Genomic DNA, 11,889 nt, shown 5'->3' on the forward strand with positions numbered 1-11,889 from the left:
AAGCGGGTTGCGTGAACCCTGGAAAACTGCTGCGGCGCGACGTGCGATCTATTTTAGCCCAGTCCGTCAGGCCAGTGCCACCTGCATTCAGGTCGCGTCTGCTTGTTGTGCCGGATGTGCATTGACGAATGCCGGCAACTGCATGCAGGCGTCGAACAAGCGCATGAGGTCGGGAACGGCTTGCAGATCGCATTTGAAGCGCTGTGCGTTGCAGATCTGCGGAATCAGGCAGCAGTCGGCCAGGCCCGGCGCTTGTCCATGCACGTAGGGGCCGGGTGGGCCGGGCCAGCGGCGCCATTGCTCCTGCCAGGCTGCAAGGCCGGTGTTCACCCAATGCTGGTACCAGCGCTGGCGCGCCGCCTCGTCGGCGCCGAATTGGCTTTGCAGGCGGTTCAGCACCCGCAGATTGTTCAGCGGGTGAATGTCGCAGGCAATCGCCAGGGCCAGGGCGCGCACCCGCGCCCGACCCGCTGCGTCGGCTGGCAGCAGCGGCGGATTGGGGTGCTGCTCTTCGAGATACTCCAGGATGGCCAGCGACTGCGTGAGGCTGAGGCCGTCGTCCTCCAGCACCGGGATGAGCCCTTGCGGCGAACGCCGCAAATGCTCCGGCAGGCGTTGCTCGCCATGCGCCAGATGCACCGGAACGATGGCGTAGGGCAGGCCCTTGAGGTTCAGGGCGATGCGCACGCGGAATGCCGCGGAGGAGCGAAAGTAGCTGTAGAGCGTGCGCATTCAGACCTCGGACCGCAGTGGTGATGGCAAGGAAAGCAGGCCATTCGCTTCGGCTGCGCTCAAGGCGGCTTGCGCGGCAGGCGCAGCCTCGGCCAGTCCGGGCTTGGGCGCATAGAAGGCGTCAGCATGCACATCTCCGGCTGGCAGGCCGCGTTCCAGCAGACAGGCGCTCACCGCTTCGACCATGCCGGGCGAACCCGCGAGATAGACCTTGGCGCCGGCGAAGTCGGCCACATCGTCCAGCAGCACATCGCCGACGCGGCCGGTGCGGTCGCTCGCGCCAGCGTCCTGCTCCACCACGACGTGGGATCGGAAGTTGTTGAATTCATGCTGGAGTTGGGCGAGATCCTCACGGCCGTAGACCTCGGCCGGCGTCTTGAACCCGGCATAGAACACCACGGGCTCGAGCTTGCCGTTATTGAGCGCCGTTTTCACGACGCTGAGCATGGGCGCGAAGCCGGTGCCTGCCGACACGGCGTAGAGCGGGCCTTCGTGCCGTGGGCGGAAATGGCTGGAACCCATGGGCCCGTCGACAGCAATCAGGCTGCCCAACCGGATGCTGCGCCCGAGCAGGCCGCTGAAGGCGCCGGTGGCGGTACGGCGGATGTGAAATTCAAGTTCGTCGTCGTATTCCGCGTCCACCGGGGTGCTGGCCATGGAAAAGTCGCGCGCGACCAGAGTGTCGGGGTCGGTTTGCACACCGAGCTGGGCGTATTGACCGGCGGAGAAGAGGAAGGGCTCGCCATCGCGGTCGACGTAGCGGATTTTCAGGCGCAGGCCGAAAACTTCGGGCGCCAGCTCGCGCAGACCGATGACCTCGGCGACGAGATGGCGCTCGGGGTGGACGATGTAGTCGTCGCTGTCGATCAGGCGCAGTTGCACGTCGCCCTTGAGCCGGCTGCAGCAGGCCAGGATCAAGCCCTGCTCGCGCTGCGCCAGCGGCAAGGCGGTGTCCTTGTAACCGTGCAAGTCCACCTCGCCCTGCTCAAGAACGCATTTGCAGCTGCCGCACTCTCCCTGTTTGCAGGAATAGTGGATGGGCACCTTGTAGCGGCGCAGCACCTTCAGCAGGTTGTCGTCGGCGTCGGCCTGGAGTTCGAGACCGCTTGTGGGGATGGAGATGATGGGCATGGAATGGTCGCAGCGCGTTCGGCGCGTAATCTGAGCATTGTTTCAAAACTGCGCGGAACATGGTGCCGGGGACTGAAAAGCCCGCAGCGCTGCCCTGCCCCGAAGGCCCTGCAACAATGGGGCCATGCGCCCACGCCCGATCCAACATTGCAACCATTGCGGTGCGCCCGTCGAGCACCGGGTTCCCGAAGGCGACACGCATCTGCGTGCGGTCTGCCCTGCTTGCGGTCATGTGCAATACGAAAACCCGCGCAATATCGTGGGGACGGTGCCGGTGTGGGAAGGCCGCGTGCTGCTGTGCAAGCGTGCCATCGAGCCGCGCCACGGCCTCTGGACCCTGCCGGCCGGGTTCATGGAGCTGCACGAAACCACCGAACAAGGCGCCCTGCGTGAAACCCAGGAAGAGGCCGGCGTCGACGTCGAACTCGACGGCCTGTACTGCGTGGTCAACGTCAAGCCGGTGAGCCAGGTCTACCTGCTGTACCGCGCGCGCATGTTGCAACCCACATGGTCACCAGGGCCGGAAACCCTGGAAGCGCGGCTGTTCAGCCCGAGCGAAGTGCCATGGGAGCAACTGGCGTTTCGCACCGTGGGCGAAACCCTCAGGCGCTTTTTTGCCGAGCAGCAAACCGGACACTACAACTTGCAGGTGTTCGACATCGATTGACGCGCCGGGCCGCAATCCGTCCCAGGCCAGGGTTCGGGGTTGGCGGCAGCCATAGGCCGTTGGCGGCGAGCGCGGCGTTGCCCAGCACATGCCGGCGCAACGCACGGCGCCGGCGGGACCCTTGAGCGATCGAGTCGAAAGAATGCCCGAACCCATGCAAGATGTGCGATAGTTGCCCAATCCGCTCCGACCTCTGCCGCGCCATGAAAGCCATTCCCACCGCCCCCATGCATCGCATGGACAAGCCCCATCCCTGCGATGTGTGTTTTCAGAGTCGGTTCTGCCTGCCGATCTCGCTGCCACAAGACGAGCTCGTGCGCATGCGCGACATCATGCAAACCACCATCAGGCTGACCAAGGGAGAGCGGCTGTTCGAGTCCGGACAACCGATGGACAAGGTGTTTTCGGTGCATGCGGGATCGTTCAAATCGATGATCAGCAGCCCCGACGGGCGGCAGCAGATCGTGGGTTTCCACGTCCCCGGCGAACTGATGGGCCTGGAGGGTTTTTCCGCGCGCATCTACATGACCGATGTGATCGCGCTGGAGGATGGCGAGGCTTGCGAAATCGACGTCCGCATCCTGGAAAACAATGCCCGCGAACTGCCCACCTTGCAGCACCAGATCCATTGCCTCATCGGCAACCGGCTGGCGCGGGCGCAGCAAGACCAATTCGTGCTCGGCAGCATGCAGGCCGACGAGCGTCTGGCGCGCTTCCTGCTCGATCTGTCGGAACGCTACAAGTCGCGCGGCCTCTCACCCGAAGAATTCGTGTTGCGCATGAGCCGTGAGGAAATCGGCAGCTACCTCGGGCTCAAACTGGAAACCATCAGCCGTCTGATGTCGCGCTTCCACCAAGCCGGGCTGGTTCACGTTGCGCAGCGACAGGTGCGCATCACCAACCGCGAAGGCCTGACCGAGTTGCTGGTTCCACAGGAGCATTGAGTTCGGCGAGGAGATGGGCCGCAGCGCAGCGTGGCAAGGCGCCCATCGGCCAGCGATCGGTGCCAGCTATCGATGCCAGCTACCGGTCCTTGCCCAAGCGCGAAAAGGCCGCCGCCATGGCTGATTGGGCTGGTGCCGGCGCTGCCGCCGGCCGCGCTCTGCCGCCCTGCCCCGGCGGCTGACGCGCCGCACCGTCGCCGCGCTTGCCTGCGGCGGCCTCACCGGGCTTCTGGGTGCGCATGCTCAAAGCAATGCGTTGCCGCTGCACATCCACCTCCAGCACCGTGACCGTGACAATGTCGCCGACCTTCACCACCTCGGCGGCGTCTTTCACGAAGCGGTCGGCCAGTTGCGACACATGCACCAGGCCATCGCAATGCACGCCCAGATCGACGAAGGCGCCGAAAGCGGCGACATTGCTCACCGTGCCCTCCAGGCGCATGCCAGGCTGCAAGTCCTTGATGCTTTGCACATCTTCTTGCAGCCGCGCCACGCGGAAGGCGGGGCGCGGATCGCGGCCGGGCTTGTCGAGTTCAGCCAGCACGTCGCGCACGGTGTAGAGGCCAAAGCGGTCGTCCACCAAGGCTTCGGCGCGGATGGCTTGCAAGGCCTGCGCATTGCCCATCAGCACCTGAATGGGCTGGCCGGCAGCGGCAAGAATGCGTTCGACCAGCGGGTAGCTTTCAGGATGCACGGCGGAGCGGTCGAGCGGGTTGTCGCCATCCATGATGCGCAGAAAGCCGGCTGCCTGCTCGAAGGTCTTGGCACCCAGGCCGGGCACATCCAGCAGGTTCTTGCGGCTGCGAAAAGCGCCGGCCGTGTCGCGCTGGCGCACGATGTGATCGGCAATGCGCGCGTTCAAGCCCGCCACGCGCGCCAGCAGCGGCACGGATGCCGTGTTCACATCCACGCCAACGCGGTTCACACAGTCCTCCACCACCGCATCCAGCCGACGTGCGAGCTGGGTCTGGTCGACGTCATGCTGGTACTGGCCGACGCCGATGCTCTTGGGGTCGATCTTCACCAGCTCTGCCAGCGGGTCTTGCACACGGCGGGCGATGGAGACCGCGCCGCGCAGGCTCACGTCCAGATCGGGCAGTTCCGCGCTGGCCAGGGCGCTTGCGGAATACACCGAAGCGCCGGCTTCGCTCACCACCACCTGCGTCAGCGTGAATTCCGGATGGCGTTGGGCCAGCTCGCTCGCCAGCCTGGCGGTTTCACGGCTGGCGGTGCCGTTGCCGATGGAGACGATCTGCACGCCGTGCCGGCGGCATAGCGCGGCCAGGGTGTGCAGGCTGCCGTCCCAATCGCGCCGCGGCTCGTGGGGGTAGATGGTCGCGGTGTCCAGCACCTTGCCGGTGGGGTCGGTCACGGCCACTTTCACGCCGGTGCGAATGCCCGGGTCCAGGCCCATCACGGTCTTGGGGCCGGCGGGAGCGGCCAGCAGCAAGGCGCCCAGATTGGCGCCGAACACGGCGATGGCCTCGCTTTCAGCCTGCTCGCGCAGCCTAGTGAACAGCTCGCGTTCGAGCGAGAGCGAAAGCTTCACGCGCCAGGCCCATTGCACGCAGCGCTGCAGCCAGTCGTCAGCCGCACGGGCACGGTGGGACCAGCCGATATGCGCGGCGATGCGCTGCTGCGCTGCATTCAGGCCGCTGGCACTGCTAGCCGCGCCAGCGCCAGTCGTGCCGTCTTGTGGCAGTTGCAAGCTCGCATCCAACACCTCTTGGCTGCGACCGCGAAACACCGCCAGCGCGCGGTGCGAGGGCACGCGGGCAATGGCTTCGGCGTAATCGAAATAGTCACGGAAATTGGCGCCTTCCTCGGCCTTGCCCTCGCGCAGTTGCGCGCGCAGCATGCCGCAGCTCCACAGCCATTCGCGCAATGGACCCACCAGGGTCGAGTCCTCGGCCCAGCGCTCCACCAGGATGTCGCGCGCCCCGTCCAGGCAGGCTTGCGGCGTGCTGAAGTCGGAGCCGTCCTTCTCGGCGCGCACGAACGCCGTGGCCTCGGCCAGCGGGTCGAGCGCGGGGTTGGCGAACAGCGCATCGGCCAGCGGCTCCAGCCCGGCGTTGCGCGCCTTTTGCGCACGGGTCGTCACGCGCGGCTTGTAGGGCAGATAGAGGTCTTCAAGTTCCTGCTTCTGCGTGGCAGCAGCAATGGCGGCCTGCAACTCGGGCGTGAGTTTGCCCTGCGCGTTGATGGACTTGAGGATGGCCGCGCGGCGCTGCTCCAGTTCGCGCAGATAGCCCAGGCGGACTTCCAGATTGCGCAGATGCTCGTCGCTCATGCCCCCGGTGGCTTCCTTGCGGTAGCGGGCGATGAAGGGGACGGTGGCGCCAACGTCGAGCAGTTCCACCGCAGCCGCAATCTGCGCCGGGCGCAATTGCATCTCGGCCGCGAGCTGGGCCAGAATCAGCGCCTGTTGCGCGGCGCCGCCCTCTGAGTTCGAAGAAGTGGTCATGGAAGAAGCCATGCGGCAAAAAGCGCGCAGTCTAGCCCCTGCCGGCTTCAAGCCGATTGCATCAGCGGTTCAAGCAGCGGCAGACACCAGGCCATTGGGCTCGGCCCCAAGTCCTGGCGCAGGAGTGAAACCCGCCTCGGTCCGCCGCACGGCCTGCCGCAAGGCGTGCATGCAGCGCGCATCCAGGGCGGTACCGACGATCTTGTCCATCATCGCCAGGGTCTGATCCACTGGCACCGCGGCGCGATAGGGACGGTCGGCCGAGATGGCGTCGAAAATGTCGGCGGTCGTGATGATGCGAGTCTCCATCGAAATCGCCTCTGCCGAAAGACCGCGTGGGTAGCCCGTGCCGTCGAGCTTTTCGTGATGTGCACCAGCCACTTGCGCCAACTCGGCGAAGGGCGCGATGCCGCTCAGAATCTGCTCGGTATAAGTGGCGTGCATGCGCATGGCTTTCCACTCGGCAGCGTCGAGCTTGCCAGGTTTGTCGAGCACGGCGTTGCTCACGCCGAGCTTGCCCATATCGTGCAGCAGCGCACCTCGGCGCAGCCAGCGGCGGCGTCCGGGCGTCAGGTGAAGTTGCTCGGCCATCAAATCGGTGTAGAGCGCCACCCGTGCGCTGTGGCCCGCGGTGAAATGACTTTTGGCGTCGATGATCTGGCCGAAAGCCTCGGCGATTTCGTCCAGGTAATCATCGTCCAGCGGCACGCTATGACGCGCCGGCTCCAGAGCGTAGACCAGCGCTGGAAGTTCGGCGCTGCCCAGCGTGGTCCAAAAATCATCCCGCGCCGCCACCCGCTCGAAAGCGGCAACCAGGCCAGGGTCCAGCCATTGGCCGCTACGCAGGCGGGCCTCGGCCAGGGCCACGCTCGGGCCGCCCGTGGTGTGGAAGACATCGACCACCTGGGCCAGCAAGGCGATGCGCGCATACAGCGGGATGGCTTCGCCAGCCAGGTGCTCGGGCTTGCCGCGGCCATCCCAATGTTCGTCCAGCGCATGCACGCCTTGCGCCACGGCTTCGCCGAAGCGCAGTTGACGGGCGATGTCGGCGCCCCGCTGGCAGCGGGTCTGGATCAAATCCAGTGCAATATCGCCACCATGCTGAAAGATGTCCAGCGTGGCGCGGAAGCGATCGGCAAGGCCCGACTTGAGCCCGGTGTGGGTCAGCACGAAACGCACGACCTGGGGTAGCGAGCTGCCCACCAGTTTGAAGTCGCGCTTGAACTCCAGATCGTCCGTGAGGTAGAGCTCGCAGATGCGCGCGGCGTTGCTGCTGCATCCCAGATCCTTGAGCAGCAGGGTGTAATACAGCTCCCAGCGCTGCCGAGAGCCCAAGCCCATGTCCTGCGCCACGGCCATGCCGATGTAGGCGCAGCGCACGCAATGCCCCTTGGGCTGGCCCTCGGTCATGTCGAGGGCATGGCTCAGGGAGCCAATCAGTTCACAGAGCTTGAGGTCTTGCATCATTCGCTCACGGCCATCCGTCCTGAGCCGATGATGCCACGCGCTTGCTTACAGCAGGTTGATGGGGACTTTGAGATAGCTCACGCCGTTGGTCTCGGCTGGTGGCATTTCGCCGGCGCGAATATTGACCTGCACCGAGGGCACGATCAGCGCTGGCATATCGAGTTTTGCGTCGCGCTGCTTGCGAAAGGCGACGAACTCGTCTTCGGTCGTGCGGGCGTTGAGTTGCACATTGCCGTCGCGCTGCTCCTGCACGGTGCACACCCATTGGGCGGCACGGCCGCCAGGCATGTAGTCGTGGCAGAGATGAAGTCTGGTCTGGGGTGGCAGGCCGTAGAGACGCCGCACGGAGTGATAGAGGGTGTGGGCGTTGCCACCGGGGAAATCGCAGCGGGCGGTGCCGTAGTCCGGCATGAACAAGGTGTCGCCGACGAAGGCATCCTCGCCCGCCAGGTAAGTCACGCAGGCGGGTGTGTGGCCGGGCGTGTGCATGACATGGACCTGCAACTGGCCGATGGCGAAAGTTTCGCCATCCGTGAAGAGCTTGTCGAAAGGGCGGCCGTCACGCGGGATGCTGTCGTCGTGGAACACCTCGCCGAACACTTTCTGCACGTCTTTGATGTGCTCGCCGATGCCGGTGCGCCCGCCCAACTGCTTCTTGATATAGGGCGCTGCCGAGATGTGGTCGGCATGGGCATGGGTTTCCAGCAGCCAGTCGAGCTTCAAGCCTTCGGTCTTGATGAAGGCGATGATGCCGTCGGCAAATTCCGTATGCGTATGACCGGCGGCGTAATCAAAGTCCAGCACGCTGTCGATCAGGGCGCAATGGCGCGTCGCCGGGTCGATGATGCAGTGGCAGGCGGTGTTGGACTGCTGGTGGAACCAAGTCTGAACAGCAGGGTTTCCGATCATTTCGGGAGCCCTGGCAAGATCGGCAACTGTACTCATGAGGGTATCTCCGGATATTTTGAGGATAGTAACAGCGCATCGAAACTGATACTGTACGGGGCATATATCTGGAAGTTGTTTGACATGGATCAAACCACATCTTCTGGATTCTTGATCCACAACTCAATCGAGGAGACAAACCATGCTGTTCCAGCTCGATTCCGCTGCGTTTACGCCGGGTACCGCCATTGCCGGCGGCGCTCTCATCGGCTTGGCTGCCGGAGCCCTGGCCCTTGGCGCCGGCAAGATTGCCGGCATCAGCGGCATCCTGGGCAGCACCTTGAACGACCTCGCCACACGCACCCGACCCGATGGTTGGCGCGTGACGTTTCTTGCGGGCATCGTCGCCGCATCGTTCATCTGGGCGCTGTTCGTGCCGGTGCCGGGCGCAAGCTTCGGCGAATCCTGGCCTGTCATCGCCATTGCCGGGTTGCTTGTTGGCTTCGGCACCCGCATGGGCTCGGGTTGCGCCAGTGGTCATGGCGTTTGCGGGCTGTCGCGCTTGTCGGTGCGTTCAGCCGCAGCAGTGGCCGTGTTCATGAGCTTTGGCATCGCCACGGCGGTGCTGGGCCATCGGATCTAAACCCCACGGGAGTACGTGATGAAAATCTTTGCCTTCGTCTGCGGTCTGGCCTTCGGCTTTGGCCTGTTGATCTCCGGCATGACCGATCCGGTCAAGGTGCTGGGCTTTCTCAACATCGCCGGCCCGTGGGATCCCAGCCTGATGCTGGTCATGATCAGCGCCGTGGTGGTCGCGCTGCCGATGATGCAACTGGCCTCGCGCCGCGAAAAGGCACTTCTGGGCGACACCATTGCCTTCCCGCCGCGCTTCGGCATCACCGGCAAGCTGCTTCTCGGCAGCGCCATTTTTGGCGTGGGCTGGGGTTTGGACGGGCTATGCCCAGGACCGTCTCTCGCCTCGCTGGGCGCCTTCACTTGGCAGGAAGGGGTGTTTTTTCTGACGATGATTGCCGGCATGCTCGGCCATGAGTCTTGGCAGCGTGCCAGCCAATCAGCCCGCGCGCATGCACCGGCGGCCGGCACGAGCTGAGCGCGCCGGAGGCGGTGCGGTGTGCGCTTCAGACCCTGAGCGTTTCGGCCACGGGCGGTGTGTGGCCGATGCGCATCAGACCGTGGCGGCCTGGAGTTGTTCGCGCAGTTTGTTCTTGAGAATCTTGCCGGTGGCTCCCAGGGGAATGGCGTCGACGAAACGCACGCCGTCGGGAATCCACCACTTGGCCACCTTGCCTTCATAGAAAGCGAGCAACTCCTCCTGAGCCACTGAAGCCTCTGGCCTTTTCACCACGACCAGGAGCGGGCGCTCATCCCACTTGGCGTCGGGCATGGCGACGCAAGCCGCCATCGCCACGGCGGGATGTGCCATGGCGATGTTCTCGATGTCGATCGAGCTGATCCACTCGCCACCGGACTTGATCACGTCCTTGCTGCGATCCACGATGCGCACATAGCCGTCCGGGTCGATGGCGACCACGTCCCCCGTTGGAAACCAGCCGTCGCGCAGGGGGCTGGGTTTGCCGGACTGGTAGTAGTCCTGCACGATCCACGGTCCTTTCACCAGCAGTTCGCCCACCGACTTGCCATCGCAGGGTAGATCCTTGCCGTCTCCATCCACCACCCGCAGTTCCACCCCGAAAACCGGCCGTCCCTGTGTGGTCTGCACCGCCATGCGTTGCGCGGCGGGAAGATCCAGGTGCTTGTTTTTCAGCGTGCAGACCGTGCCGACCGGGCTCATCTCCGTCATGCCCCAGGCGTGGCGCACTTCGATGCCGTATCCGTCCTGGAATGCCGCGATCATCGACGCAGGCGCCGCGGAACCGCCGATGAGCACACGCTGCAGCGCCGCTGGCTTGCGCGCCTGCTGCTGCATCTGGTTCAGCAGCCCCAGCCAGATGGTCGGCACGCCGGCGGCGAAGGTCACGCCCTCGGCATCCATCAGCGAGAACAGCGATGCGCCATCGAGCGAAGGGCCGGGAAACACCAGCTTGCAGCCCACCAGTGCGGCGGCATAGGGAATGCCCCAGGCGTTCACATGGAACATGGGTACCACCGGAAGCACGGCGTCGCGGGCGGAGAGGTTGATGGCGTCGGGCAGGGCAATCGCGTAGGCATGCAGCACGGTGGAGCGATGGCTGTAGAGCACGCCCTTGGGGTTGTCCGTGGTGCCGCTGGTGTAGCACATGGACGAGGCCGCGTTTTCGTCCAGTTCCGGCCAGGCGTAGTCGTCGCTCAGCCCCGCCAGCAGGGTTTCGTAACTGCGCAGATTGGGTACGGCCTGCTGCAGTTCAGCAGGAATGCGGGCTGCATCGCACAGCGCCACCCAATGCCTGACGCGCGGACAACGCGAAGCGACGGCCTGGACGATGGTGGCAAAACTCATGTCGAAACACAGCACCCGATCGTCGGCATGGTTGATGATCCAGGCGATCTGGTCCGGGTGCAGGCGGGGGTTGAGCGTGTGCAGCACCCGCCCGCTGCCCGACACGCCGTAATACAGCTCGAAGTGCCGATAGCCGTTCCACGCCAGGGTGCCCACGCGATCGCCAGCCGCCAGGCCCATCGTGTCCAGGGCGCGAGCCACGCGCTTGGAGCGGCCACGAATCTCGGCATAGTTTGTGCGGTGCAGATCGCCTTCGACCCGGCGCGACACGATTTCGGTATCGCCGTGATAGCGCGCCGCGAACTCGATCAAATCCGAGATGCTCAAGCCGTGCGCCTGCATCATTCCATTCATGCTCGTCTCCTGAATCTTGGTTTTGTGGGCGCCGCAGCAACACCGAGAGGTTCTTGAGGCAGCGTTTGTGCATCGAAATGTACACCGCCGGGCAAACCCGGCAATTCCCCAAACTGGATGTGGGTTGCTGGCACCCGCCCGCCTTTGGTCGCGCTGGAAGCGGGCTTGATTTGCCACAAGCTGCGGGGGCAAGTCGGCCCGATAAAATAGACCGCTTCCTCAACACCAAGCAACAGGCTGAACGATGACTTTCGTCGTGACTGAAAACTGCATCAAGTGCAAGTTCACCGACTGCGTGGACGTGTGCCCGGTTGATTGCTTCCGCGAAGGTCCAAATTTTCTGACCATCGACCCCGACGAATGCATCGACTGTGCCGTGTGCGTGCCCGAGTGCCCGGCCAATGCCATCTTCGCCGAGGAAGACGTGCCCGGCGACCAGCAAGCCTTCATCGCCCTGAACGCCGAGCTGGCGCGCAAATGGCCCAGCATCACCAAGCGCAAGCCAGCTCCGCCCGACGGCGAGGAATGGAACGGCAAACCCGGCAAGTTCTCCTTGCTCGAGCGCTGATCGCGCTGGCCCAGCCACACCCCCTTTCATCGATCAATCCATGGACATGCACATCGACCCGGCGATTGCCGACATCCCTCGCCAGCAAGGCACTCCCATCGAGACCGACGCCGTCATCATTGGTGCCGGCCCGGTGGGCCTGTTCCAGGTGTTCGAGCTGGGGCTGCTGGAGATCAAGGCCCATGTCATCGACAGCCTGCCCCGCCTGGGCGGCCAGTG

Annotated in this window: 11 protein-coding genes and 1 pseudogene; 6 read left to right on the plus strand and 6 right to left on the minus strand. The window is 64.6% G+C overall.

Annotated features, from left to right (window positions below; genetic code table 11):
- Positions 1 to 87 precede the first annotated feature (87 nt).
- Positions 88 to 732 carry a maleylacetoacetate isomerase gene (maiA, locus tag ACYCUK_RS08060; RefSeq protein WP_461594280.1) on the minus strand — a complete coding sequence of 215 codons (645 nt, stop codon included), beginning with the start codon at positions 730 to 732 and terminating at the stop codon, positions 88 to 90.
- Positions 733 to 1,863 (minus strand): 2Fe-2S iron-sulfur cluster-binding protein, encoded by a 1,131-nt coding sequence (locus tag ACYCUK_RS08065; RefSeq protein ID WP_461594281.1) that lies wholly within the window; start codon positions 1,861 to 1,863, stop codon positions 733 to 735.
- Between the two features lie 124 nt (positions 1,864 to 1,987).
- On the opposite strand from ACYCUK_RS08065, the gene ACYCUK_RS08070 reads away from it, so the two are divergent.
- Positions 1,988 to 2,530, plus strand: a complete 543-nt coding sequence (locus ACYCUK_RS08070) for an NUDIX hydrolase (RefSeq protein WP_461594282.1) — start codon at positions 1,988 to 1,990, stop codon at positions 2,528 to 2,530.
- 203 nt (positions 2,531 to 2,733) lie between these two features.
- On the plus strand, positions 2,734 to 3,474 hold the full coding sequence (locus tag ACYCUK_RS08075; protein WP_461594283.1) for a helix-turn-helix domain-containing protein: 741 nt from the start codon (positions 2,734 to 2,736) through the stop codon (positions 3,472 to 3,474).
- Between the two features lie 79 nt (positions 3,475 to 3,553).
- Here ACYCUK_RS08075 and ACYCUK_RS08080 read toward each other — a convergent pair whose 3' ends face one another.
- The 3 genes from ACYCUK_RS08080 to ACYCUK_RS08090 form a co-directional block, all read right to left on the minus strand.
- Positions 3,554 to 5,938 (minus strand): Tex family protein, encoded by a 2,385-nt coding sequence (locus ACYCUK_RS08080; protein WP_461594284.1) that lies wholly within the window; start codon positions 5,936 to 5,938, stop codon positions 3,554 to 3,556.
- Between the two features lie 69 nt (positions 5,939 to 6,007).
- Entirely contained in the window at positions 6,008 to 7,402 is a 1,395-nt protein-coding gene (locus ACYCUK_RS08085) for an HD-GYP domain-containing protein (protein ID WP_461594285.1), read from the minus strand.
- Between the two features lie 48 nt (positions 7,403 to 7,450).
- Positions 7,451 to 8,350: an MBL fold metallo-hydrolase gene (locus ACYCUK_RS08090; RefSeq protein ID WP_461594286.1), complete on the minus strand. Its 900-nt coding sequence runs from the start codon at positions 8,348 to 8,350 to the stop codon at positions 7,451 to 7,453.
- Between the two features lie 145 nt (positions 8,351 to 8,495).
- Between ACYCUK_RS08090 and ACYCUK_RS08095 the strand changes: the two genes are divergently transcribed.
- On the plus strand, positions 8,496 to 8,933 hold the full coding sequence (locus ACYCUK_RS08095) for a YeeE/YedE family protein (RefSeq protein WP_461594290.1): 438 nt from the start codon (positions 8,496 to 8,498) through the stop codon (positions 8,931 to 8,933).
- A gap of 18 nt (positions 8,934 to 8,951) precedes the next feature.
- Entirely contained in the window at positions 8,952 to 9,401 is a 450-nt protein-coding gene (locus ACYCUK_RS08100) for a DUF6691 family protein (RefSeq protein WP_461594287.1), read from the plus strand.
- Between the two features lie 75 nt (positions 9,402 to 9,476).
- Here ACYCUK_RS08100 and ACYCUK_RS08105 read toward each other — a convergent pair whose 3' ends face one another.
- Positions 9,477 to 11,102, minus strand: a complete 1,626-nt coding sequence (locus ACYCUK_RS08105; RefSeq protein ID WP_461594288.1) for a 3-(methylthio)propionyl-CoA ligase — start codon at positions 11,100 to 11,102, stop codon at positions 9,477 to 9,479.
- Between the two features lie 244 nt (positions 11,103 to 11,346).
- On the opposite strand from ACYCUK_RS08105, the gene fdxA reads away from it, so the two are divergent.
- A complete protein-coding gene (gene fdxA, locus ACYCUK_RS08110) occupies positions 11,347 to 11,670 on the plus strand; it encodes a ferredoxin FdxA (RefSeq protein ID WP_461594289.1) in 324 nt (107 codons plus the stop codon).
- 40 nt (positions 11,671 to 11,710) lie between these two features.
- Positions 11,711 to 11,889 (plus strand): annotated as a pseudogene (locus tag ACYCUK_RS08115) (ferredoxin--NADP(+) reductase); the annotation flags it as partial.

Source organism: Thiomonas sp. (genome assembly GCF_054608695.1).

Bases quoted from the DNA above. Each gene is read 5' to 3' on its own strand.
- maiA (WP_461594280.1), bottom strand. From the start codon at position 732: ATGCGCACGCTCTACAGCTACTTTCGCTCCTCCGCGGCATTCCGCGTG.
- ACYCUK_RS08065 (WP_461594281.1), bottom strand. From the start codon at position 1,863: ATGCCCATCATCTCCATCCCCACAAGCGGTCTCGAACTCCAGGCCGAC.
- ACYCUK_RS08070 (WP_461594282.1), top strand. From the start codon at position 1,988: ATGCGCCCACGCCCGATCCAACATTGCAACCATTGCGGTGCGCCCGTC.
- ACYCUK_RS08075 (WP_461594283.1), top strand. From the start codon at position 2,734: ATGAAAGCCATTCCCACCGCCCCCATGCATCGCATGGACAAGCCCCAT.
- ACYCUK_RS08080 (WP_461594284.1), bottom strand. From the start codon at position 5,938: ATGACCACTTCTTCGAACTCAGAGGGCGGCGCCGCGCAACAGGCGCTG.
- ACYCUK_RS08085 (WP_461594285.1), bottom strand. From the start codon at position 7,402: ATGCAAGACCTCAAGCTCTGTGAACTGATTGGCTCCCTGAGCCATGCC.
- ACYCUK_RS08090 (WP_461594286.1), bottom strand. From the start codon at position 8,350: ATGAGTACAGTTGCCGATCTTGCCAGGGCTCCCGAAATGATCGGAAAC.
- ACYCUK_RS08100 (WP_461594287.1), top strand. From the start codon at position 8,952: ATGAAAATCTTTGCCTTCGTCTGCGGTCTGGCCTTCGGCTTTGGCCTG.
- ACYCUK_RS08105 (WP_461594288.1), bottom strand. From the start codon at position 11,102: ATGAATGGAATGATGCAGGCGCACGGCTTGAGCATCTCGGATTTGATC.
- fdxA (WP_461594289.1), top strand. From the start codon at position 11,347: ATGACTTTCGTCGTGACTGAAAACTGCATCAAGTGCAAGTTCACCGAC.